Source organism: Paenibacillus sp. VTT E-133280, from assembly GCF_002264385.1.
Lineage (GTDB): Bacteria > Bacillota > Bacilli > Paenibacillales > Paenibacillaceae > Paenibacillus_AQ > Paenibacillus_AQ nitricinens.
Genome location: NZ_NFUX01000008.1, coordinates 59,112 through 84,031, shown reverse-complemented (window position 1 = coordinate 84,031; position 24,920 = coordinate 59,112). Strand labels below are relative to the sequence as shown.

Here is a 24,920-nt window from a genome sequence, read left to right as displayed (position 1 = left end):
TTGAGGCGAATTCAGAGCTGCTTATGGAAAGTTAAAAGAAGTAACACCACACAAAAATCAGCTATCCATTCGTAAACTGGCTTTCGGCTTCCAAAACCCTCATGACCAACTCCTGCAGGATAGACGTAAAAAAAGACGACTCGAACGTCGTCTTTTGGGATGTATTCATTTTCAACTCCTATTAGGACTGTATGACATTGAGGTTTCCACAAGCCTCGTTTCCAATGGCTTTGTTTTTCTCAAAAAAACGAGCGTTATGAGAAGAAACACCAGCCATATCTGAAGCTGACGGATCTAGATAAAGTTTGGCACTATTAACTGCTAACACAGCATCATTAAAGGCACCAGCAATTAAACGAACCTTACTGCCATAAGTAATAAAATCACCTGCTCCGAAAATCCCGGGGATACTGGTTCGCATCCGCTGATCAACAGACACACCATAATCTTCTTTGTCTAAGCCCCAGTTCAGTAAATCCCCAAAATCACGATCAAATCCATGACTCACGATCACTTCATCGACTTCAATTTGTTCTATTTCACCAGTCTCAGCGTGTTCAAGAGCTACAGTTCCAATGCGTTCACCTACGCCATATAAGCGAGAGATACTATACGGTGTCATGACCGTAGCGGATGTTTTCATTTGGGCTACAGGCAGCTCATGTGCAGTAAACTCATTTCGTCTATGTACCACAATGACTTGCTTCGCCAAACTCACAATTTCATTTGCCCAATCCACTGCGGAATCTCCTCCGCCAGAAATAAGAACACGTTGATCTTTAAATCTCGATAAATCTGTAACGGTGTAGTGGAGATTATTCAATTCATAACGGTTTGCACCTTCAATATCCAGCTTTTGAACTTGCGTCATTCCGCGACCAGCACATAGTAATATAGTACGTGTATAATGAAGTCCGCCTGTTTTGGATGTCAGAATAAATATATCATCCTGCCGCTCCATATGAGCAATTTCCTGTCCTAGTACAAGGGTTGGATCAAAAGTTCTAGCCTGCTTCTCTAAAGAATCTATTAAGCGTTCACAGCGTATTGGATCAACGCCGCCAACATCCCACACTAACTTTTCAGGATAGGTGCGCATGAATCCACCTAATTCCTCTTTGGCATCAATTAGTTTTGTACGCATGGCTCTCATACCACTATAAAAAGCTGCATACATGCCTGCGGGGCCACCACCAATGATCGTAATATCATAGATATCGAGTTGTTTTGCGTTCACTTAAGGCACCAACTTTTCTACGATATAGTCAATAAGCTTACTTGTTCCAATTGGACCTTTGGCTTGAATATAATCATTGGTACGTATTGGGAAGACATCATTATTTTTGACGGCTTTCAGGCTTTTCCACAGCGGATTTTTTTCTAATTCTGCTAATGATTCTGAGCTATCAAGATCCACCATACTTCTTGTTTCCAGGAAAATATAATCCGGTTTGATGTCCGGTAAAATCTCTAATGAAAACTGTGTGAACCACACATCGGAATCTTTAGTAACTTCAGGACTATTCAGCCCGAGCGTTTTATAAAAGAATTCACTAACATCGTCATCTGCTTTTGGACCTAAATAACGGTACCGGCTAGGTTCTACTCTAAGCACGAGTACGGTTTTATCGCCAATTGCCTGATGAATTTTTTCTTTGGCCTCACTCGCCTTCTGATCAAGAGCAGTTAACAGCTTGTCCGCTTCGGCTTCTTTATTAAAAAGTACTGCCAGCTCTTTCACCGCATCATGTACCCCTACACCTGCGTTTAGAGCGACTGTCGGCGCAATTTTTGACAACTCATCATACACCTTCGTATCCAAGCCTTCACCTGGCGTAATAATCATATCCGGTGATAAGCTGAGCAGTTGCTCGAGGTTGTATTCATATTGTGTTTGTGAGATCAGTTCAACTCCGTGTTGTTCCAAATAGGGTGTCCGATAATCAGGTTCAATCTCAGGAACGACTACACTCACCTGTGGGATAATGCCCATCTCGATTAAATCCTCTGCATAACTCGAACTCGTGACAAGAATGTTTATAGGATTAGCCGGGATGGTGACCTCCCCAAATATATCACTTACCACTCTTGTTTCTTTATCATCACTTACGTTTGTTTGATTATTACTTACTTTTTGCTCCGTGGAAGCTTCTTCTGGCTTATTTGCTGATTTGGAACATGCCGTTAAGACAAACACTAATAGCGTTATTCCTATCAACGTAAATATACGTTTTGACATCATCTATTCTCTCCCCTTGTATTGATAATAATTATCATTATCAAAGATTATCAAATAAGAAGATATCATTCCATAGGGAATGGTGCGAATTTAATTGGATTATTGTGCTCTACACTATTAATGGCTTATTAAGTTACTAACAATTTGATCAATTATAATCTTCTGCCCATTGACTCCACAACCATCTACCCAAAGACTTGTATCAATATAGGAAACGTGATTATTTTTGACTGCTTTTAAATTTCTCCACGGTTCGCTTTCCATAAGTTTATCCATATTTTCTTCAGCACTAAAATTCTCCATCACACGTTTCTCTACGAAAAGATAGTCAGGATTAGCCCTATACAATTGCTCTATCGAACAAGGATTAAACCATGCCTCGCCTGTCTTTAAAAACTCTGGAAGTGATAGTTCCAACTTCGTGTAGAGTAATTGAGAGACTCCGCTTGAGTTCCCTCCTAAATATCGATATCCGAAAGCTTCTACTCGTAACACCATTACTGTAGCACCGGATTGAACGATGGGCTGTAATTGTTGCCGTGCTTCGTTTATCTCATTTTCCATTTGAGTTTGGAGTTTTTCCGCTTCTTCCTTCATCTGAAATAAAGCGGCCAATTGACTAAGGAGAATATCTATATCCATAGTTAGACCTGTTATGATTGGAGCGATTGTGCGCATTTTCTTCTTAATATCTTCTGTTAAAAAATGTCCAATGATTAATTCTGGCTGCTCTTGTTGAATCAACTCTATATTCGTATCATATTGGGGCACTTCCAACAGTTTAACGTGATGCTTTTTAAATAGTTCTCGTTGATGTTGAGGTACTAGTAACGGTGTTACCATTACAGCATGCGGTATTATCCCTAATTCGATTAGAACTTCAGCACAGAGTGGTGAAATCGATAAAATATATCGTTGATGCAATTGTTGAGCATAATTTCTGGGTGACACACCTGCAAAGTGTTTGAAGCGACGACTAAAATAGTGCACATCTTCAAAACCAACCTTTTTAGCAATCTCTTGCGATTTCGCTGAAGTTAATAATATTTCTTCTTTCGCACGGTAGATCCTATAATTGGCCAGATAGTCTAATGGAGGCTTCCCACATTGCTCACTAAATTTCCGAGAATAATGCCACTGACTTATCCCTGCAATTTGCGCTAATTGCTCGCGTGATATCATCTCACTATAATGTTCTTGGATATAGTCAATAGAACGAAGAATTCCTTTTTCTGTCGTCTCTTCATCACCCGATTGTTTTTGATATAAGTTTTTCAACAGTCCATATAATAGATGCTGATTTCCGACCATCGATTCGCTGACACTACTAGGCAAATTTTCATTCAAACGATCACTAATACTCGTCAAAAAACCGCCCGTCAGCTGAATAATTTGATAGGTATTTCCTACTGGAACATGCCAATTGAATTTAGTTACCTTGCCTTCTGAAATGAATGGAGAATATGTATCAAATTGAATTTGCCAACCTGCTAAATCTAGATTTCCTCCTTCTAAAACTTCAATAAATGAGTTTGGTTCTATAGCAATTAAATTGCCGAAAGAGACTTGAACACGATGCCCATTCATATTCCAAATCGCTTGACCATCCGTAATAATGATTAATGTATTTGAAGTAAAATAATGAATTGCTTCCGCAGTGATCCATTTAGCTGGTATCGGTTGAGTGGACTCCCATTGAGCGATCCATCCAAGATCATTTGGTTGTGCTTTCAAATTTTCTCCCCCTATTCTCCTCTGTTCAACATCGGATTTTCAAAATATTCCTGATTCTTCGCAGCAAGCTTTTCAAGCAAAACTTCTGCGTATGCCAATTCCTTATAAGGCGTCAACGAGGATCATACAAGAAACAAGCTGTGGATAAAGACTTGCGAATAATCTTGCTACCAATCAGACAACTCCTCTACCCAGTCAAGTCATGTTCGGTGGACAGACGTTGCTTGGCTTTTACCGATATTTGTTCTATCGTAAGAAAATGTTGACGTTTCCTGCATTATGCATTCTTGGACTTTGTTCCGTGTCTCACTGCAATCACCTAATCCTGCTATAAAAATCATACTTGATGTGCTTTTTTTTGAATATCTACAGTATAGCTTGCTGTTGTAAACTCACCACTGATTTTTTGATTGATTTTCTATTATACTATGGAATGACTTGGCTAATCTATTGGGTATGTTGTTTATTGTCATGGGGCATCACCTTCTTGTCTTTTAGAACTTTTTGTTGTGTATCGAGTTTTTCATTCCCTTCAAAAAAAAGAAAAAACCCTTATATGACAGCTAAGGGTTTGAATCACTTCTTCACTTAGTTAAATAATAAGAGGCATTAACTCAGAGCGCTTATGGCTATTCTTTCTCCCCGGCCTAAACGATCAATATCCATAACCACTAATCCATCGCAGACATCAGTCCGAACCGGACGTATTGTCTCTATTTGAATGGATGTCCAGCTTTAATTGTTTTCCATTAACGCGCCTATTCTTGCCACACCACTCTTGAGCACCGCACGAATAACCGCTTCCCGGATACGCTCCACTACTCGTGGATCAAACGCATTCGGCATAATATAAGTTTCATGAAGATCGCTGACGTCAATCACCGAAGAAATCGCCTCAGCAGCAGCCAGTTTCATATCTTCATTGATTTCAGTGGCGCCACAGTCAAGGGCTCCACGAAAAATAACGGGAAAACAGAGAACATTATTGATCTGGTTAGGAAAATCGGAGCGCCCTGTCGCCATAACCTTGACGTAAGGCCCCGCAATTTCAGGATCAATCTCCGGAGTAGGATTGGCCATGGCAAATACAATCGGATCAGCAGCCATTCTTTTTAGAATCCAGCCAATTAATCGCACTTGCGGAATGGTCTACGAAGAAATGAAGCATCTCTTTATCGTTCGTATCGTGGCCACCTTTTAAGGACTCTTCATAAAACAGATCATTGCTGTCTTCAATGCCTTGCTCTTTTTGGAATTTCGTTTCAGAAGCGTTCATTCCCGAAGATGATTTTGTTGTATTCCCGCCGGCAACCGGCATTTTTTCAAAAATAACCGGGTTCATCCCTTTTGCTCTCGCCTCAAGTGCAGCAGACATTCCGGCACCGCCTGCACCGATAATGATGATGTCATATTTATCTTTTAGTTGATCGTACGGTGTATAGCTAGCTTTGGATGCTCCCGAAACGGCTTCAGTTTCCTTTGTCTCGTTGATCTTGCTGGTGTTCTTGCTGGTGTTCTTGTTCCCGTTTCCGTTGCTGCTGTTGCTGTTGCTGTTGCCACATCCTGTGATAACAAGCATAACTGAGAGAACGAGAATAAGAGCAGTGGTTACTTTTTTATTCATGTTATAGCTTTGCCACCTTGTGAATAATTTTTACAATCAGCTTAACGGCAAAGACCCTGCCCTTGAAAGTTTATGTAACTAAAAAAAACGTTTTGTAACTAAAGTAATCACTGCAATGTGTATGAAAGACCACCGGTTAGGGCATGGCTCAAAAAAAGAAGAGCCTTTAGGCTCTCCTTCGTTTACAAGATCGCTTTCATCCGATTGTTTCTTGGATTATGTTCTACTTCCGCAAGACCCAATTCTTCGAGCAATGGTGGGATATACATTCCAAATCGCCCCCGAAGTCCCTTCTTTAATCCATACCAACCGCCAACAGGGTTTTCAGGTGAACGCCCCCATGCTTCAACGGTACCTTCTTTTGCTGGTTTTTGCTCATCAGCACTTCCTAACTCCATCCAATCACCATTTTGTATAAGCATGGCGTGTAGATCTTCAATACAGCGGTAGTCATAATGCAAAACCGTTTTCCCTACAATGCAAACTATAATTTCTTTACCGTCTTTTTCGACCTTGTACATTTCATACTCGGATGTTTGCGGTGGTGTCTTTAATTTCCAAGGATTTTCCTTGGTTCCTGTAGTTGTCGACATATTTTCAACTCCCAAAGTAACTCACAAAATTAGTAAGTTGTAATCATTTTATTAGTTTGCATCACCTTACTATACTTCATTACCTTTATTCGTCCTACTCAGTATAAGGAAGCTGGCACTATCATTCCAAACTACTCATCTCCACCACATCTCCACTAGTGGCCTTCACAGCATAATTACAATCTAACTTCCCGCACAGCACATACTTCTTCTGCCCAGGATCATACACATAGACTGGCGTTAATTCGAGCCATCCCTTGAGCTTGTCATAAGCTTCGTCATGACTTACAGCAATTTTCTCTTCGCTCTTGAACTCATCAAACATATCGAGCATTGGTTTGTTATCCATATAATTTATAACCTTAAAATTCTGCACATCGATGAACAGAAGGATCTTACGCTGGAATATACGATTACTTGGCGCCTTCATTCTCAGTGTTGCCTGAATATGTCCTCTTTCCCGTTGAAAAGTCTTCAACATCCATTCTCCGGATTCATCCGGATAGAGCTGGCTTAAACCAGCTTCGACTGCGGCTATACATACGGCTTGTTCTGCGTCTGTGATAGGAAGTGAGTCCGGATGCGGTTCGCGAGCTATTGCCTGCTCAATGGTAACTACCTCAGGTAGACGTTTCTCCGCCCTTTCGAAAGGCTCCAGCTCCGTATTCTGTTGCTCCCAATGCATTACCTGATCTATATTGAATCGTGCTCTCGTACCTGATATAAACTCAAATGGGATGGTGGTTGTTCCGTCATTTGTAATGTAGATCTCTTCTATCCCATAGATCAGCAGGAGTTGCTTCGTCTCGTACACCGGATATTCTATAAGTTGTAGTTGTTTCCTCGCCTGGGGCTCTATCGTTTGAAGTGTGAGAATATAGTTCTCTTTGTGCACAAAGGAGCTGGAAGGAAACTGGCCATATACACTGTAAAAAACAAGCCTGCCTTCCGCATCGAAGCGAAGCTCGATCCGTCCACCAGGAGTGACTGGTATGCTACCTATTTTTTCAATAAAATGATATTCTCCAATCTGTTCCTTCTCTAAGTGGAATTGTTTACCGTATACCACCCTTGCCTCAGCTTCAATCCACCGGATGACTCCGTTAAAATCTATATTTTGGAATGGTGTCCCCTCCGCATAAGATTTCCCGCCAACAAAAATCACACTTTTATAGTTGCGGGATTGTAGGTCAATCGTGATGACGGCAGTTCCTTCCGGATTGTAATCGCCCTTCCATTCCTTAATATGAGCAGGAAACCATTCCATACTAAGAAAATAGTTGGTTTCTCCCAGCATCATAACGTCGCGATAAATTTCATGAGAGTGTAAGTAGTAGTTGTCCAATCCATATTTTTGCTGTGTGGCGTCAAGCAGTTCTTTGATCCGAATATCCATCATAGTGCACCCCATAAAATTGATGCTTACATCATACCATTACATAGTGTTGATTACGAAACGCAGCAGCGCATATTAGAGTCGATTGTTACTTATTAAATAGTAGAATCTTCTGAATATTCTACAAGCTCATGCAATGGGCTTTGCTGATGTTCAGAAAATGATCAGTAACTTGGGTTTTAATAATGCAGAGGGTAATAAAATTTTGCACAGCCTTAAACAGAATTCTATACGTGAATAATGACCAAATATTTAAATGGAGGTAAATCATCATGTATGACATCATCGATGGAAATGCGGAATTAATACAATTTTTCCCACTTCCAGCGCATCTTTATGGTAAGGATATTGCTTGTATTGTAACTGTTGCTTATGCGGAAGAGCAGGGACCAAATTTAACGGGCCTCATAAATGCTCTATACTCCAAGGGATATACAAACCTTGATCATCTACTAAATTCCACATGGAATAAACTATACCAAGTTCCGAGGCTGGGACACAAAAGACTGATACTTCTGCTTCGTTTACTAGAACGAATTTCTGCAGATCCCAAGACCATAGAAAACCATGCCATTGTCCCTCGTGTTACAATGCAGAGTAAAAAGGAAATAAAAGAATTAACTTTAAAGAGGATTATAAAGAAGTATAACGAATCATCTGTGGAGGTATTAAGTGAAGCTACCGAAAAAGAAGCTCGTTTAAAGAAAATTAAAGATAGACTCCGTGAAATGGGGATGATCATATAATAAAACCCTGCCTGTATAATGAAGTGCACTCTTTCAATTCATTCAGTAATCACGCGATGCATCGAACCAGCGTTGAGCCGTCTCCTCTGTTATAGGCTCGCCAATCAGATGATCTTCACTCCCTCATTTTTAAAAAAGAGGGTGTCCCTCCGTCATTTTATGGCTTTTGGGACACCCTCTGTTGAATTATTTCACGCCGTCACATAGGGTACGATTCACTGCGTTATCTGAAACGGCAAGTTATCAAAAATATAGTTTTATTTGCGTTAGTGTTGTATCACTTATCTTGATTACAAGCGCCTGCGGCCAATGTCTCTAACATGATTAACCTACGACAACGCCAACATCGCGTTCATATCTTCCTCAGCGGTAGTAATCAGCTTTAATCCGAAAAGCTCTACCAACACATCCAGCACACCAGGCGAGATAAACTCCGGCGGCTTCGGCCCAATACGAATGTCCTGAATGCCAAGGCTGAACAAGCCCAACAGAATAGCTACTGCTTTTTGCTCAAACCAAGACAGTACAATACTCACAGGTAGCTCATTCACCGAGCAGTCAAATGCTTCAGCCAAAGCCAACGCAATTTTCACCGTAGAGCCGGAATTATTACATTGCCCAAGATCTATATACCGCGGAATGCCAGTGTCTCCAACAGTGCCATAATCGACATCATTAAAACGGAACTTCCCGCATGAAGTAGTTAAAATAACGGTTTCGTTCGGTAAGGAAGTTGCCAACTCGCGATAGTAATTCCCATCTTTACCTGGTGCATCACAGCCTGCAATAACGAAGAACCGGCGGATATGCCCGTCTTTGACAGCTTGAATAATCTCAGGTGCCAGCCCGATTACCGTTTCATGATGGTATCCTGTCGTGAGTACAAGATCTGAATCTACATCTGCCGCAGGTAATGACAACGCCCGGTTAATTAATGGGGAGAAGTCGTCATTTGTAATTTTCGCTACCCCTTCCAGCCCTGCGACTTCATAGGAGAAAAAGCGGTCTGCATACGTACCCTTAATCGGCATCACACAGTTTGTAGTTGCAAGAATCGCACCTGGAAACTGCTCGAAAAGTCTGCGTTGATCGTACCAAGCTTTGCCGATGTTTCCTCTCAGATGTTTATACTTCTTTAGCGCAGGATAGCCATGAGCAGGTAACATTTCCGAGTGAGTATAGATGTTGATGCCCTTTCCTTCCGTCTGCCGCAACAATTCCTCCAGCGCATACAAATTATGCCCTGTCACTACAATACATTGACCTTCTATTTTGTTCTGACTGACTGTAATTGGCTGCGGAATGCCAAAGCGATCCGTATGTGCGCGATCCAGTACATCCATGATCCGAACCGCCGCATCACCGACCTTCATTGCCATCTCCAAATGCTCCTGCGTATTAAAATTGGAATTGGTCAAGGTCATATACAACGCTTCGTGGGTAATACGATCGACCTCGGGGTCACTATATCCTAGCTGCCGAGCATGAGTCGCATAGGCTGCAATTCCTTTTAAGGCAAAAATCATCGTATCCTGCAAACTAGCAATGGTTTCATTTTTGCCGCATACTCCAACAACGGTGCAGCCGCCAGTCGGTGTCTGTTCACATTGGTAACAAAACATATCGTTATCCTCCATATTTCAGATAGTCTTTCGATACTCTCAACGTAACAGAACACCCTACCTTGAGTTGTGATTACACACACATTTTTCACATCAAGAAGATTGAATTGTCCGTCTATGGATCACAACCATCATTATAGTAACGCTTATACAAATGAAAATATTAATGCCAAAAACCATTTTGATCGCCTGAAGTTGACTCTCTTGCCCGATCTGTCCACTCACCATCCCAAGTCCAAGCGCAGAGCCAAACACCATACCCGCATTTCGTGTTAAAGCAATGATTCCTCCAATGGAACCTACGTGTTCCTTAGGCGTCTGCTGCATAATATAGCTATTATTCGGAGAAGCAATAAGTCCCATCCCAAGTCCAATAAGACATAGAATTGCAGCGATTCCAGAGACCGGGATATTCTCTAAAAATAATAGCAACAGTACGAACCCGCTTCCCATGCAGCTTAGCCCCATTAGCATCAATCGATGAGAGCCATAACGATCGGACCAGTAACCAGCAAGAGGACCTGCAAAGGCTAATGCAATGGGATAAGCAGCCATCATGTAACCGGTAGTAGAGGACGAAAACTGAACCGTTGCTCCCATCAAAAAGAATGGAATAAGGACAAGTAACGTATTAGAAAGAATAAAAGAGGCATTGCTCACGATCAACCCAACCGATACAGCAGGAATTCTTAGCGCCCGAAGAGGTAGAAAAGGTGTCTTTTGCCTCCGTTCCCATAATAGAAACGTGACCAACAGCAGGATAAACCCCATCAAACTCGCCATCGTCTGCGCAGACACCCATCCCCACTTGCTCCCATTTGTAATTACGAGAATAAGCAAGGTGATCCATGCCATGAACAAGCCCGCCCCCACGATGCTGACAGTTCCCGACTTACGATCTTGCACGCGGCCCGGAATGTACCGGTAAGCCATAATTGTAGCCACAATCGCCACAGGAACATGGATCAAAAATAGCCACTGCCAGCTGAGCCACTCCGCAATCAACCCTCCCGCAATAGGGCCAGTCATCCCGCCCAGTGCGACAGCCGTACTCAGAATTCCGAGTGCATGTCCTCTCTTCTCTTTCGGCATATGGATGGTGATGAGCGCAATATTCGTTGCTTGGAACATCGCAGCACCTATGCCCTGCACAACTCTAAGCGTAAGTAATATTGGCAGATTAGGTGAAAAAGCGACCAAGATCGAACCAACTGTAAAAATCACAAATCCGAGATTATGAATGCGGCGAAACCCATAACGATCACCCAATTTCCCCATCACAGGGAGAAGCACAGTAATCACTAGTAGGTACCCTGTTGTGATCCACAACCCCTTCGCAAGCTCTGTCTGAAAATGATTAATAAAAAAAGGAAGCGATACATTCATAATTCCGGCTGTAAAATGGGAAATAAAAGCTCCCATACAAATAGCCGCCATCATACCCAATCGCCGCCTGCGGGTGTCCGCTAGCTCTTTATTTTTTGCAACATTCATGCTGATCCCGTCCCCACTCATATTTGTCTAAGAATACTAACAATTATAAGTAGATCCATTGCCAGGACCAATCCCATAAAGATGGGATAAAGAGAGGGCTGTCTTTTAAGTCCTAAAAAGACAGCGAAGCAGCTTATTCTCCGTAATTGGAGAACAAGCTGCTTCGTATTTTGTGTCGTGAAGGCTACATCATCTATGGAAGTTATTTAATCAAACGTAGTCTGTGGACGAAAAAAGTCTATTTTATAATCCAAGGATTTGCTTTTTCTTGGCTTCAAATTCTTCTGGAGTTATGATACCGGAATCCTTAAGTTCTGCTAACTGTCTCAAATCATCGATCGACCCAACAGGAGCTGGAGGATTAGGGCGATTGTGTTTTTCTGATTTATATACTGCTATGTAATCACGGATTTTTTCGGCGATTTTCATTTTTCCCGGTTGAATAAGAACAACGTTAGCACTCGCTCCTTTTAAATTATCCTTTTTGGATGTTTGAAGGCTGGATGTAATTACTTGTAAATAAGGGACTTTTAAAAAGGGCTTAACTATACTGATCGTAATAACGGAATCCAAGGGAATCGTTTGAGTTTGTCCTCCCAATTTCTGAACATTACTAGGCTTAATTACTAGGTAATCCTCGTATAGTTCAAGAGATGATGTACCGCCGCTAATTTCGTGTATCATATTATCCACCTCATTCATAAGATATCCCTATCTTATCATATATTTACAGACCGCTTCTATATTTATCCTCTACTTCAAATTTCATAGATTCAGTCACTGAATCCCCACTGAATAAATTCCTAAATCAGGGAGAAAATAAAAATCACTTAACATCTAATTTATTAAGGAGAACTGCATGCGGAAATTTTTCAGCCCCAAGATTCCTCCGGCAAATCCAAAGCTGCATCCACAAACAGAAACCAAAAATGAGCGTTCAAACAAGGAACCTTTGTCCCCTGCCATATCTGAATCTCTCGAGGACAATTTGCAGATTATTAGCAATTGTTTTGCCAATTGTTCAGATCTAAAGATTATCCCTTGGAATTATGGCCCTGATCTTAGGTATCAAGCCTTGGCAATCTACTTTAATACACTTACCAAGTCTGACCCTACAAATCATTTTAAAGATACTTTGCAAAATCTAGTTCCGCATGAGCTAGGTCCCGCCTCAGATGTAAATGTTCACGATGTCATCTCTTTCTTTGAACAAAATGGGGTTACTTCCCCACTCCTTGAATTGATGGACAATATCAATCAGGTCGTTAAGGGAATTCTTGACGGAAAGGTTGTCATTCTCTTTGATGGCTGGCAGAAAGCAGTCGCATATTATGCCCTTGATGTTGAGCAGCGTCAAACCTCGGAGCCTATTACTGAGCCAACCGTACAGGGTCCACACATCAGCTTTATAGAAAGCTTGGAGCGTAATATCGGTGTTATTCGTAGCTTATTAAAGACTACTAATCTTAAGTTTGAGTTCTTCACTTCCGGTAAGCAGGTTCAAAGAACGTTGTCCTTTGGTTACCTGGATGGAGTAGTGAAACCAGAAACGTTACAACAATTCAAGCAACGTATAGCTGATATCGAAAAGGAAGAGATTATTGACGTATCCTATCTCGAAGAGTGGATCGGGGATTCTCTCTACTCTCCCTTCCCACAAGTCCGCTACACAGAACGACCAGATACAGCTATAACCGCTCTACTCGACGGGAAAATTATTGCTATGGTAAACGGAAGTCCTTCCATATTGATCTGTCCTGGAAATTTCATTGAATTTTTTACGAATAGCGAGGATTATTACTACCGAACCATTTTTTCATCTTTAATACGGTTGATTAGAGTGGCTGCCTTCATCATCGCGCTGTTGTTGCCTAGCACCTATATCGCGTTATCTAACTTCCATTCCGAACTAATTCCCACTGTTTTGCTACTTGCCATTCTTAACACGCGCGAAGGCATCCCCTTTCCTGCCTTGATTGAGGCATTAATCATGGAATTTTTCTTTGAGCTATTAAGAGAAGCGGGCATACGCTTACCTAGGCCGATCGGGTCAGCCGTCAGCATCGTTGGTGCATTGGTCATAGGACAAGCAGCTATACAATCGCAAATTGCCTCTCCGGTTATGGTCATTGTGGTCGCCTTAACAGGTATTGCCTCTTTTGCGCTCCCTCAATACAATATGGCCATTGCACTGCGGATCTTACGGTTTCCATTAATGATTCTTGCGGCAACGTTCGGAGGGCTTGGGATCATGGTTGGTTTTATACTGATTTATCTCCATCTGACTACCTTACGCTCTTTAGGTGAGCCGTATTTAGACTCGTTAGCGCCACTTGACCTTAAAAAAGTACGTTTTTCAATTTTCGTACTTCCGAGAAAGCTACTGCTTCATTCACCTCGTAGTCGTCATTTATATAAAAAGACTTCAGGAAGGAAGTAGATATAGTGAAACGACTTACTACCTTGCTAATCTGCCTTCTTGTTCTCAGCCTAACTAGCGGATGCTGGGATAATAAAGAACTTGACGAGTATGGGTATGTACAAGCAGTAGCCATTGACCAAGGGGAAGATGATCGCTTTGTGATAACGACTCATTTCTATAATCCTTCCACCAAAATTGAAATGGGGCAGTCAGGGAATCCAGCGTCCAAGGGGATTAATATTTCAACGAGTGGAGAAACCTTTTTTGAAGCCATACGAGAGATCCCTGCAAAATTCGGCCGAAAAGCCAAATGGGATCATATGCGTGTCATTTTAATCGGTGAACAATTAGCTAGAAACCTGAACATAAGGGAAGTGCTTGATTTTTTCTCTAGGGATCAAGAGCCACGTGGTACCGTTCTTCCCCTCATTGCTGAACAAGCCGCGGCGCCTTTTTTAGATGTAAGTCCGTTTATTGAACAAACCATTGGTCAACAGTATAAGAGAATGGAAACAAGTGGTGCCCTATATGCCGCAAAAACTTCCAAAATCCCTCTTTATGAGCTGGCTATTCAAATGTGCAGTCCCTCCAACACTTCTGTTCTACCATACCTGCATAAGACCCGTGTAGATAATAAAGCAATAATATCAGGACTAGCGTTAATACAAGACGGGAAAATGGTAGAACTTCTGAAGGAGAAAGATACTGAGGCGTTCATGATGCTAATGGACAGATATATTTATGGAGTCTTAGAATTTCCTTGCACGAATGAGACCGAAAATGCGCTACGAAAAAAGGAATCTCTTGAAGTGCTCACCTTCAACAGTAAGCTTACTCCAACCGTAAGCAATGGCTCTGTTTCCGTCGGTGTAAAAATTGCTATTGAAGGTACAATCGGAGAGTTACGCTGTTCACACTTAAAAACTGTTAAAGACATGAAGCAATTTGAACAGCGAATTGTAGCTCAGGTTGAACAGCAGGTAAAACATACTACTGATTTTTTTAAAACAAAAAAAGTAGATGCACTTGGAATTGGTAATCAGATCTATCGAAGAAATCCGCAGCAGTGGAAACAATTGGGGCCTGTATGGAAGGAAAAGCTTGCTCAGACTGAATTCGATATCCATGTTGAAGTCAAAGTGCTAAGCACTGGTATGAATTCAGGTACAATATTCGGGACAAAGGAGTAGTGGCTATGCTGGGACAAATTATCTGTGTACTGATATTAGCTTCCGCTATGCTAGCCCATGACATCCCAAAGTTTAGACAGGCCTCCGTTCGTGATCGAGTGGTCTATGGAGTCCTTCTGCTGCCGGTTCTTTATCTCGGGTTTATCTTCATAGCAGCAAAACCGTGGCCTAATTTGGACTCGCTCTTCAATCTACTTACGGGTCCAGCTGAACACATCGTCCATTGGATCAATCCGGCTATTTCATAAGCGTATAGAAAGAGGAGGAACGTATGAATAAGCAAGAACGTGTTAGCTCTATCCAAATGTCCATGCTGTTTCTCTTCTTTATGACAGGTTCTTCAATCGTCATCGTCCCTGCTTCACTAACTAATTTTGCTGGCAATGGAGCCTGGATTTCTCTCATCATTGCCTCGGCCATAGGAATGCTTCTGCTAACCGGTATTCTCTATTTAAATAGACGAGCGCCGGAGCTATCACTTGTGGAACAAAGCCGCGCTGTGCTTGGAAACGGACTGACTCTCGTTCTATTACTTCCTTTCACATGTGTTTTGTTTTGGAATGTCGCAGGAATTGTCATTGAGATTGGTACCTTTTTCAAAAGTACGATGTTAAAAGAAACGCCTACTTATGCGGTAAATACGATGTTTTTTATAACGATTGCCATGACGGCACTCGCTGGCATCGAAGTAATTGCCCGTATGGCCGCAGTCTTAATGTCTCTAATGTTCGGATTTATTATCTTGGTCTGGATTCTCGTAGCAGGTTTGTATCATCCTGAATACCTGCTGCCCATCATGCCTGATGGAGTTAGACCTATCCTAAGTGCTGCATATGTAGTCTATGGCTTTCCCTATTCCGAGCTAATCGTTTTTTCCATAATTTTACCTTTTGTGCATAAAGAAGATAAATCAAAGCTAGGAAAACAAATGTATCTGGCACTCATCATAAATGCCCTAACGTTAATTACTTCTGTCATTAGCAGTATTATGGTACTGGGACCCCTGTCCGGCAGCTTGAAATATTCATTGTACCAGTTGGCGAGGTTAATTTATTTTCAGGAAACGATAGAGCGGGTCGAGTCCGTGATCGGTTTTTCATTGATTATTGGCTTCTATTTCAAGGCTTCAATCCTGCTGCTTATTCTAATTAAAGTCATGAAGGAGCTTCTGAGATTAGAAAATGAAAAACTAATTGTCTTCCCGCTTGCTTTTATTTGCCTTCTGCTGTCTGTGACAACTTACACACAAGAATCTGAGCTTACAGAAATCGTGAACACTACTTGGCCCTTGATCACTAATTTGGCTTACATCCTGCCGTTCCTTCTGATTCTGTTGGTCACATTTATTCGATTCCACATGAAGAAGCATAAAAATCAACAGTTTTGATCCAATTTTTAATCAAGGTCATCGATTACACTGAAATTGAACTTGGAGCCTTTCTTTTCAAGCTTGAAGAGCATACGCGCAATATTCGTTTGATCTTTATAGAATCTTTCAGCATAATATAGCTCTTTATTTCGCAGATTTTAGGTTCCTCTTCTCTTGAAACCAGCCCATCACTAGAAGTATGAGTGGAATGATAAACAACATCGGAATCTGGAGATAGTACTGAGTGATACGCATATCTATATAGATAAATTCTACATTATTGCCAGCTATCGCAAGGGAGCAAATGAACATCACCATACTTACAGGGATAATTAATTTACGATAGGATGGAATTCCGAACAAGGTTGCCGTACCTAATAGCGTCACATATAAGAAAATGCCGAGCCGAAAAAAACCTCCCACAATGGCCGTGACGAGAAACAATGCATCAAGGCGTTCCAGAAAAGCACGACCTTCAATTAACTGCGAGGTAGTCAGCAATGGATATTGTGTTCTTGTAAATAGATCTGCCCCGAGGACAGACACATTTAAAAGGGTAACAAACGCAATAAAACATCCGCTGATCAATAAGCCTGTGATCACTGTTTTCTTTATTTTGCGTGGCTTATTTACATAGGGAAACAACATCAAGAACACAATAATCTCACCAAAAGGAAATGCAACAGTGCCGGGAATCGATTGCTTCAGCACGGTTAACCACCCCTCTTCAAGCACAGGTCTTACATTTTGAAGATTTACATTCCCTGACGTAAGAATCAAAGTTAAAACGGTAATAGAAACGAGAAATAACACCGCAAAAAAAAGCTCCGCAGTCCTCGACAATACCTCTATCCCTTTTCCAACGACATACATAACCGTGAACAGCATCAAAGCAATAATTACGAGAAAGGGGGTCTGCATAAACACAAAGGATACAGCCATTGAAGCAAAATCACGGACTACAAAGCTCCCATTAAACAAAAAATAAACGACATATAACAAGGCGACGAGACGTCCCACTACAGGTCCTAATATCTTTTTTGCATACTCCGTGAGCGGAAGATCCGGATAAAATAGTGACAATCGATGATAGATCAGAAATAAACAAATGCCCCCGAGCATCCCTAGGATTGCGGTAATCCATGCATCTTGTTTGGCTTCCACACCAAATCCGGAGATAATCGCACTCACGATTTCAAAAATTAATACAAGGATAAGCAGTTGACGGGGACTGATCTTTGCTTTTTCCAATATCCTCCCTCCTCTCTATAAAAAATGGATTCAACTACTAATATCGATACTTTCCAATATGGTTCTATTCCGTAATCCAGTATTACGCAAATAAGCCTCCACTTTCACTTGTACTTCAATTGTTGGGAAGGTCACATCATTCCAATCCCGCTTCAACGTTCTCCATTGCTTAGGATAATCACGATGCAGCACTTCACCGAATCCAAAAATGTCCGACTTTTGCTGTTGCATTAATTTAATCGTGGCTAGCGCCTCATCATGAACGGCTTGTGTGTACAGACGCTCAATTTGCAAGAACAATTTAGGGTTAGTGATATCAATGGGGACATCAACCTCACCGATATTTGCATCCGCGCCAATCTTCACCTCAATTATTGGTTTACCGAATTTATCAAAGCTTGAATGAAATGATGATTTGGACCGTATATTCTCGATCCCGATTGTATGTGGCTGCCCATTCCAAGCCATGGTTAACAATGTCGAACGAACTCTGCCTAACACCCATAAGAATCCACGGCTTTCACTCCCGTCTAGCCACCTCATTAATTTCCCGTCTTTAAAAGTAGCAATCCCATTAGTCATAATCTTATCTTCTTTATTTGTAAGATCGAGTTGAACGCCAGTAATGGTCGGTTCTTTACCCGATGAAACGATGGCTTGAATGACTTGGTATATTTTTTCATCAATAGTTTCGCCAAATGCTTTCTCGGTATCAGCTACCATTTTCTTAATCTTAATAGCAGGTGAATTATCGAGACTTGTTGGTTGTTTAATGATCTCTTCTCCCGTCGTTCCCCTCGCAATAACCATTGTAGCGGAAGGACGAAACTCACTATCCCGCTCAATACCGTCAAAAAGTTTCTTAATCCCCTGTGTTTCAGCCAATTCTTCACCTACCAAGAGAACTAACGAATGACCATAATGTAATTGCCTAGAAAGGTTTTTCGAAAGAACACGAGTGGCATCAAATACATTATTTCCTTCTGCTGAATATGTGGTTGGAGGTAAGGGCACTGGACTGCCCCCACCTTGTGTACTTGAAGCATTTGTGGGATTAACAATTTGAACCGTAACCCGAATGTTTTTCTTCTCACCTTTATCAATCGCCATCGCAACCACAAAACCAATATCCGTTAGCTCTCGACTATCCCAACATCCCGTAAGCAGAACAATCATAACCATCGACAACCAAAATCCTGCTAATTTACGCTTCATCTGGATCACCCACTTGCTCTGTTGTAGGCCTCTTCATTAATTTAGGAACCAAATGTCTCATCCAAATCGGTAAAGCCGCATGAACCTGATCATTCTTTGCATGCATCGACGGACTATAAGGAGCCATATAAGGAACACCAAATGAACGTAAACTACACATATGTGCAATGATCATAATCAAGGTAAGAATCATTCCAAAGAAACCGAACGTTGCTGCGCTGATCATGAGGAGAAAACGTAACAATCTCGCGGATACAGCAATGGAGAAAACAGGTGTCGCTAAACTTGAGATAGCTGTAAGTGAAACAACAATAACCATTGCCGTTGACACTAAACCTGCTTGTACAGCTGCCTGCCCAATGACAAGTGCTCCAACGATGGATACTGCTGATCCAATCGCTTTTGGCATGCGAACACCTGCTTCACGTAGAATCTCAAAAATAATTTCCATTAATAGCGCTTCAACAAAAGCAGTAAATGGCGTTGCTTCTAGCTGTGAAACAAGCGATATCACTAACTGTGTCGGTATCATTTCTTGATGAAAGGTTGTTGCTGCGATATAGAAAGAAGGTCCAATCAACGAAATGATATACATAACGATTCGTAACAGCCGCAACGCCGCACTAATGTCATACCGATGATAAGAATCCTCTGTAATTTGAAAGAATTGATTAAAAACGGCTGGGATGATTAGCATAAAGGGGGTTCCATCCACCAAAATTGCAATTTTACCTTCTAAAAGATTAGCAGCAACGGTATCTGGGCGTTCAGTAGGTAGGATCGTCGGAAACGGAGTGAACCTCTGATCTTCTATCATTTTCTCAATATATCCCGATTCCAGAATGCTATCCAATTTGATCTTGCGTAGACGTCGCTTCGCCTCTTCAACAATGGCATCATCCGCGATCCCATTTATGTACATGATTGCTATCCTGGTATGTGTAACTTGTCCTAACGTCATCGATTCCAGCCATAAATTAGGATTTCTTATGCGCCGCCGAACCATCGAAATATTGGTTGTTAAGCTTTCAACAAACCCTTCACGAGATCCTCGAATTGAGGTATCCGTACCAGGCTCATCGATGGCACGAAATTCACCGCCCGATGTAGCAATTGCTAGGGCTTCATTCGATCCATCAATTAATAAAATGGTCTGCCCCCACAGCAGAGCATCATAAAGTTCATCCCATTGAACAAGCGTCTTCAGACCACCGATAGGAACAATTTTATCTGTGATGACTTGGACCAGATCATTTAATGACCTTTGTTCACTACTCAGCATGACGTTTAGCAAGACTTCCATTACAAATTGATTTATGGTTGTATTGTTAACAATGCCATCCACATAAATAATTGCGGCTTGAAGCTCCTCCTCCGAGCCCCCTATCGTAAATTCACGAATAATTATATCTCCACTATTCCCTGTCTTTTGGCGAATCTGCTCTACATTGACTCTTAATTCTGTTGAATCAATCGGTATTGAAGGGACAGTCCATTGCGGATTGCTTCCAGTCCTTTTACTACTTGCATTTCCATCCATTGCCATGCCCCTTCACCTTTCTCTCCATTATTTGCTGCGCTTTGCGTGATTATTCTGCCCATTAGCAGCAAATATTATTGGAAGATAACAATGAAGGCAGGGAAGTGGTATGAAAATATTCTTCATAACTGTACTGTTACTTTTCTTAGGATTAGGACTTATCTTTCTGCTTGACATCATTTCAATCTTTAGCTTACAAGAATCTTATCGTAATATAACGGCCTCGTTTCGTGTAATGAGCCCTTCCGAACGCCTCATCTTTAATTTCTTAATTGTAGGCACAATAACTTATTTAATATGGCCAGTGATTCAAAGATGGTTGCCACAGCAACCTCCATCATCGCAAGGTCAACCATCCGAGCATGTCGGCAGAAACCAGACGAAATAGTGAATCATAAATAAAGCCCATGTCTTTGGACATGGGCTTTTAAAATTAACTGTACAACATATGTTGTTTATATTGCTGATCATACTAACCAATAAATTCTTGAACCCACTCGCTGTTGTAGTATCCTATTCCAATTTCAGTAAAGGAGCTATTCAGGATGTTGGCACGGTGACCAGGGCTGTTCATCCACTGATTCATTACTTCTTCCGGGCTCGACTGGCCTTTGGCGATATTTTCCCCTGCTGTATTATAGGAGATCCCAAATGCCTTCATCATATCGAACGGAGATCCATAAGTTGGTGACTGATGGTCAAAATAATTGTTGTCGGACATATCCTGCGCTTTGGCCAAAGCCATTTTCGACAGCTCACTATTCAAACTAAGGGGTTTCAAGCCTGCGTTTGTTCTTTCTTTGTTCACCAATTCCAACACCTTCTGCACAGATGCCGATGAACTGGTGGAGGTTTGCGGATTAGCAGAATATTGTGGATTGGCCGATTGTTGCGGATTAGCAGAATATTGTGGCTTAGCGGAAGTTTGCGGATAAGTAGTTTGATCCGCTGTTGTACCACCTGTAGGTGGAGTAGTACGGATAAATCCATCCAGCCATTTCGATACATCACCGGGTACTTGTTTAGTCTTAATCGTTGAATTGCCTGCATTCTCTGTGGAAATAGAAGACGCTTGAGTCAAGTTTGACGTTGTAGCTGTTTTGCCAGCATGATGTCCAACCTTCGTTTGTTGAGTAGTCATTTGGTTGTTGGCTGATTGATTACCCGAACAAGCTGTAACAAGCAATAGCGCTACTATTACGATAAATGGTTTGATAACGACCCCTCCTGATTTGGCAAAGTTGTGACTTAATCGAATAAAGTTTTTGTAAAGCACGATTGAATTATTCATCTCTAATTCAAAAAATAAAAAGCAAAAAAATCCACAGCAACATACATTGCTGTGGATTTTTTTGTAAGCTTATTATGTATCGAGATCCGTATTCTTGTTCACATAGAGCTCACTAGGTTGAACTTGATATCGACCGGAATGCAGCATCTCTGGTAAACGCCCCATGCGCTCCGCCAAACAAGAAAGACTTTGCTCATGAAAATTAGAAAGCCCCGTATGAATCCGATCTTGAAATGGCTTAAGCCATCTTGATTCTAAATGATCAGGACCGAAATAAACCCCAAGCAGAGAGCCAGCCGTTGCCCCGAAACTATCCGTATCGTTGCCTTGCATCACCTGCTTGCATATTCCATCGCCAACATTATCTGCAAAGCGCAGGGTATTAATTAAGGTTCCTATCTCCTGATAAACCTCACAGTGACAATAATTTGCATACTTATGGTTAATACTCTGATACGCTTCCAGCCAGTCATCTGCATTCGCTACCATCTCAAGGCAATCATTAGTAATCTCGTAAAATCGGCTTCTTTTAGGAACGAACTGCAGAGCCGTATTGATTATTTCAATGGGATCGCGCAGCACGTGAGCAGCAGCAATCGCAGCAGCAATAAACATCGTGGCGTAAATGCCGGTCCGGCGATGAGTAAAACTCGCATCCCGCCAAGCTAGCTCAGCAGCCAGAGCAGGTTGACCAGGACAGGCATATCCATAAGCATCTGCACGAATCGCCGCACCGCACAGTTCCGTACCCTGCACCATAAAATCAGGCCAAGCCTCTATTTCAGAATGATTGAATAGTTCCTTATCATGTTCCAAATAACTAATGCCTGATCGCATCAAAATTGCCCTTTCCGGACCCCAAGTTGTACTTAACGGAAGATGATTTAACCATAAATCTCTTAAATTTCTTTTCGTAAAACGATCACCGAATTGTTCTAACACCATCATTCCCATTAATGTGTAATTGATATCATCATCAGGTGCCACATAACGAATTCTCCCCCGTGTTGTCTCAAACCAAGACCAATGACGACGATCCAGCGCATGGAGAATTTCTTCAGAAATGTAATCATTCAGTGGCCATTCCCCTACAGAAGTTAACGCTTGACGTAATTCTGACAAGCTGGGGTTAACCTCTATCGGTTTGCCCAGCATTGAGCCACAGACTGAAGCAAGGAAACCTGCCTCTACACGCTTGGAGCTATCCTTCAGATTCAAAATCCCGACCTGACCTAGAGGTCGTGCCGGTTCACATTCCCGCCATATCTCATCTAAATCGTTCGGCTCATAGTAAGGCCAGTTGTCCCTCATTGGAATGACAGCCAAGCTATGGGCGAATTCTAGATAGGCATCATAGCTTGCAGGAAGCTTTTCCAACTTGGCTAAATAACCGGAGGTTTGATGCCCCTGCTCGAATTTATTACGCAGAACTCCTTCCAATTGAAGTTTAAGAAATGTAAGCGATGGTAGCATATTGCATCTCCTTTGTCCCCGTATCTATCCACAATACCTCAATATCACAAGCTTTAGAAGTAAAAGATAACTAGATGATTTCCCCTTAATAATTCTTCATCCCAACACTATCGAAACTGCACAATACACTAACAACAGTCCCATCAGTACATTAAATTGACTTCTATATTTAGATATCATTTTTTTGAAAAGAGAACCACACAAACACCAACAAAAAGTGCCCATATAACCGATGAATGCAAGAATTAAAGAATAACTCAATAATCTAAAGGAGGATGAATGATAGGTAAGGATAAATGTAGATGTAACTGTGATCCCATATAAAATCCCTTTCGGATTAATAAATTGTAAAAGCATTCCCGCAATAAAGCTATTGTGTTTATCTCCATCTTCATCACTTTCTGGTTGTTTACTTGTAATCATTTTAACTGCTAAATACAGCATGTAGACTCCGCCTAATAGAGCCATAATAGATTTAATTTGTGGAAGAAGATTATTCAAAAGTAGATTAAAGTAGGAACATAACAATATGATTATAAAAAATCCTGTGCCCACTCCTAAACAAAATTTCATTGTTTTTTTCAGCCCAACTTGGTTTGCAAAAGTCATTGCCATAATGTTATTGGGTCCCGGAGTAAAACTTGCAACAAATGCATATAAAAACAAAGAAACAAACACTAAATTATATCTCCCTTCCAACTTGTATGTTATAATGCATTTATAAGACGTTATAACGTACATCCGTGCGTTTTATTGTATATCACGATCGTTATAAAGTAAATGGAGAGAGGAAAATTACAGTGGAAGAAATAAATTTGGTTATTGCGGAAAATATAAAAAAGATAAGAAAAAATAAAGATTTAAGCCTGGAAAAGGTTGCGGAATTAACTGGAGTCAGCAAAACAATGATTGGTCAAATCGAAAGAGGCGAATCGACACCAACCATTACAACTCTTTGGAAAATCGCCAATGGCTTAAAAATTTCATTTTCTGCCCTGATAGATTATCCAAAACCTGACACAAGAATAATCTTAAGAAGTGACATTCAGCCACTGCTTGAAGATAACGGAAAATATCGAGTGTATCTATCTTTTCCATTCGAAGAAAGTAAACGGTTTGAAGGTTATACCGTGGAGATAGACAAGGGTGGGTACCTTGATGCCAATTCTCATATGGAAGGTACCGAAGAATTAATCACCGTGTTTGACGGTGAATTGTCTTTACGTGTCAATAACAACGAATACCTCTTAAAATCTGGTGATTCTATCACCTTCAAGGCAGACAAGCCGCATGTATATCATAATCCAGGACCAACAATAACCCGTTTAAGCATGATTTTATACTACCCCTCTTAGCAAAAAAAACCCAAGGCACTTGAGCCTTGGGATCCCGTCTTTCAATGATAACCTGCGGATATTTGAAGTTCCGTTTGCTTATATCTTCCTCCTATATCGGGATAATAGCAAATCTGCCACCAAACCAACCAAGATGGCCGTCCCAAAATGAATGCCATAGAGAATCAATTGCCAAATGCGCTCATTTTCCATAGCATAGTGCAGATCTGTAAGCCAAGGATTTAACCACATTAATGTCGGTGACGTAAAAAAAAGCAGCAAATTTTTATCATCTTCACCGGATAAATTAATTAGACAAATCATTATGGATAGTAGAGACAGCCAAAAGCTAAGTCTTTTGTTTAAAATTTTCATAACATCCTCCTG

Annotated in this window: 21 protein-coding genes and 3 pseudogenes; 6 read left to right on the top strand and 18 right to left on the bottom strand. The window is 41.2% G+C overall.

The annotated features are described in order from the left end of the window. Positions 1-181: 181 nt before the first annotated feature. The 8 genes and pseudogenes from CA600_RS05785 to CA600_RS05755 all read right to left on the bottom strand — a co-directional run bounded on the left by CA600_RS05785 (position 182) and on the right by CA600_RS05755 (position 7,589). Positions 182-1,237 carry an NAD(P)/FAD-dependent oxidoreductase gene (locus tag CA600_RS05785; RefSeq protein WP_094869312.1) on the bottom strand — a complete coding sequence of 352 codons (1,056 nt, stop codon included), beginning with the start codon at positions 1,235-1,237 and terminating at the stop codon, positions 182-184. Further along, positions 1,238-2,242: an ABC transporter substrate-binding protein gene (locus CA600_RS05780; RefSeq protein ID WP_256989749.1), complete on the bottom strand. Its 1,005-nt coding sequence runs from the start codon at positions 2,240-2,242 to the stop codon at positions 1,238-1,240. A gap of 114 nt (positions 2,243-2,356) precedes the next feature. Further along, positions 2,357-3,973: an AraC family transcriptional regulator gene (locus tag CA600_RS05775; RefSeq protein ID WP_256989748.1), complete on the bottom strand. Its 1,617-nt coding sequence runs from the start codon at positions 3,971-3,973 to the stop codon at positions 2,357-2,359. 23 nt (positions 3,974-3,996) lie between these two features. Continuing rightward, a pseudogene (locus tag CA600_RS32165) lies at positions 3,997-4,314 on the bottom strand (alpha/beta fold hydrolase); the annotation flags it as partial. 394 nt (positions 4,315-4,708) lie between these two features. Beyond that, positions 4,709-5,089: pseudogene (locus CA600_RS05770) on the bottom strand (malic enzyme-like NAD(P)-binding protein); the annotation flags it as partial. Beyond that, a pseudogene (locus CA600_RS05765) lies at positions 5,088-5,597 on the bottom strand (FAD-dependent oxidoreductase); the annotation flags it as partial. The pseudogenes CA600_RS05770 and CA600_RS05765, both read right to left, overlap by 2 nt. 182 nt (positions 5,598-5,779) lie before the next feature. Then, positions 5,780-6,190, bottom strand: coding sequence for a DUF6855 family protein (locus CA600_RS05760; RefSeq protein ID WP_094869311.1), 411 nt, complete (start codon positions 6,188-6,190; stop codon positions 5,780-5,782). Positions 6,191-6,311: 121 nt separating this feature from the next. Beyond that, on the bottom strand, positions 6,312-7,589 hold the full coding sequence (locus CA600_RS05755; protein WP_256989747.1) for a hypothetical protein: 1,278 nt from the start codon (positions 7,587-7,589) through the stop codon (positions 6,312-6,314). 269 nt (positions 7,590-7,858) lie between these two features. Here CA600_RS05755 and CA600_RS05750 point away from each other — a divergent pair, with 269 nt between their 5' ends. After that, positions 7,859-8,332, top strand: coding sequence for a hypothetical protein (locus CA600_RS05750; RefSeq protein WP_094869310.1), 474 nt, complete (start codon positions 7,859-7,861; stop codon positions 8,330-8,332). Between the two features lie 329 nt (positions 8,333-8,661). Here the strand turns inward: CA600_RS05750 and hcp are convergent, their stop codons facing one another. The 3 genes from hcp to CA600_RS05735 all read right to left on the bottom strand — a co-directional run bounded on the left by hcp (position 8,662) and on the right by CA600_RS05735 (position 12,150). After that, positions 8,662-9,954, bottom strand: a complete 1,293-nt coding sequence (hcp, locus tag CA600_RS05745; RefSeq protein ID WP_094869309.1) for a hydroxylamine reductase — start codon at positions 9,952-9,954, stop codon at positions 8,662-8,664. A 93-nt stretch (positions 9,955-10,047) separates the two neighbouring features. Continuing rightward, complete coding sequence (locus tag CA600_RS05740; RefSeq protein WP_094869308.1) at positions 10,048-11,448, bottom strand: MFS transporter; 1,401 nt, start codon at positions 11,446-11,448, stop codon at positions 10,048-10,050. Between the two features lie 243 nt (positions 11,449-11,691). Then, positions 11,692-12,150 carry an SHOCT domain-containing protein gene (locus tag CA600_RS05735; protein WP_094869307.1) on the bottom strand — a complete coding sequence of 153 codons (459 nt, stop codon included), beginning with the start codon at positions 12,148-12,150 and terminating at the stop codon, positions 11,692-11,694. Positions 12,151-12,307: 157 nt separating this feature from the next. Here CA600_RS05735 and CA600_RS05730 point away from each other — a divergent pair, with 157 nt between their 5' ends. From CA600_RS05730 to CA600_RS05715, 4 genes are read left to right on the top strand one after another with little or no spacing between them, the layout of a single operon-like run. Further along, a complete protein-coding gene (locus CA600_RS05730; protein WP_094869306.1) occupies positions 12,308-13,888 on the top strand; it encodes a spore germination protein in 1,581 nt (526 codons plus the stop codon). A gap of 5 nt (positions 13,889-13,893) precedes the next feature. Beyond that, positions 13,894-15,060 carry a Ger(x)C family spore germination protein gene (locus CA600_RS05725; RefSeq protein ID WP_179281546.1) on the top strand — a complete coding sequence of 389 codons (1,167 nt, stop codon included), beginning with the start codon at positions 13,894-13,896 and terminating at the stop codon, positions 15,058-15,060. Positions 15,061-15,065: 5 nt separating this feature from the next. Then, entirely contained in the window at positions 15,066-15,308 is a 243-nt protein-coding gene (locus tag CA600_RS05720) for a hypothetical protein (protein ID WP_094869304.1), read from the top strand. Between the two features lie 23 nt (positions 15,309-15,331). Then, the gene (locus CA600_RS05715) at positions 15,332-16,447 is read left to right on the top strand and encodes a GerAB/ArcD/ProY family transporter (protein ID WP_094869303.1); all 1,116 of its coding nucleotides are present in this window, start codon (positions 15,332-15,334) and stop codon (positions 16,445-16,447) included. 126 nt (positions 16,448-16,573) lie between these two features. On the opposite strand, the gene CA600_RS05710 is transcribed toward CA600_RS05715, so the two are convergent. The 6 genes from CA600_RS05710 to CA600_RS05685 form a co-directional block, all read right to left on the bottom strand. Continuing rightward, positions 16,574-17,680: a GerAB/ArcD/ProY family transporter gene (locus CA600_RS05710; RefSeq protein WP_179281545.1), complete on the bottom strand. Its 1,107-nt coding sequence runs from the start codon at positions 17,678-17,680 to the stop codon at positions 16,574-16,576. A 30-nt stretch (positions 17,681-17,710) separates the two neighbouring features. Next, positions 17,711-18,895 (bottom strand): Ger(x)C family spore germination protein, encoded by a 1,185-nt coding sequence (locus CA600_RS05705; RefSeq protein ID WP_094869301.1) that lies wholly within the window; start codon positions 18,893-18,895, stop codon positions 17,711-17,713. Next, positions 18,885-20,441 carry a spore germination protein gene (locus CA600_RS05700; RefSeq protein ID WP_094869300.1) on the bottom strand — a complete coding sequence of 519 codons (1,557 nt, stop codon included), beginning with the start codon at positions 20,439-20,441 and terminating at the stop codon, positions 18,885-18,887. Before CA600_RS05700 ends, CA600_RS05705 begins: the two co-directional genes overlap by 11 nt. Positions 20,442-20,907: 466 nt before the next feature. After that, positions 20,908-21,711 (bottom strand): CAP domain-containing protein, encoded by an 804-nt coding sequence (locus CA600_RS05695; protein WP_256989746.1) that lies wholly within the window; start codon positions 21,709-21,711, stop codon positions 20,908-20,910. Between the two features lie 87 nt (positions 21,712-21,798). Further along, complete coding sequence (locus CA600_RS05690; RefSeq protein WP_094869299.1) at positions 21,799-23,199, bottom strand: ADP-ribosylglycohydrolase family protein; 1,401 nt, start codon at positions 23,197-23,199, stop codon at positions 21,799-21,801. 96 nt (positions 23,200-23,295) lie between these two features. Then, a complete protein-coding gene (locus CA600_RS05685) occupies positions 23,296-23,877 on the bottom strand; it encodes a LysE family transporter (protein WP_373455815.1) in 582 nt (193 codons plus the stop codon). Positions 23,878-23,999: 122 nt separating this feature from the next. Between CA600_RS05685 and CA600_RS05680 the strand changes: the two genes are divergently transcribed. After that, positions 24,000-24,554: a helix-turn-helix domain-containing protein gene (locus CA600_RS05680; protein WP_094869297.1), complete on the top strand. Its 555-nt coding sequence runs from the start codon at positions 24,000-24,002 to the stop codon at positions 24,552-24,554. Positions 24,555-24,632: 78 nt separating this feature from the next. Here the strand turns inward: CA600_RS05680 and CA600_RS05675 are convergent, their stop codons facing one another. Then, a complete protein-coding gene (locus CA600_RS05675) occupies positions 24,633-24,908 on the bottom strand; it encodes a hypothetical protein (protein WP_094869296.1) in 276 nt (91 codons plus the stop codon). Between the last annotated feature and the right edge of the window lie 12 nt (positions 24,909-24,920).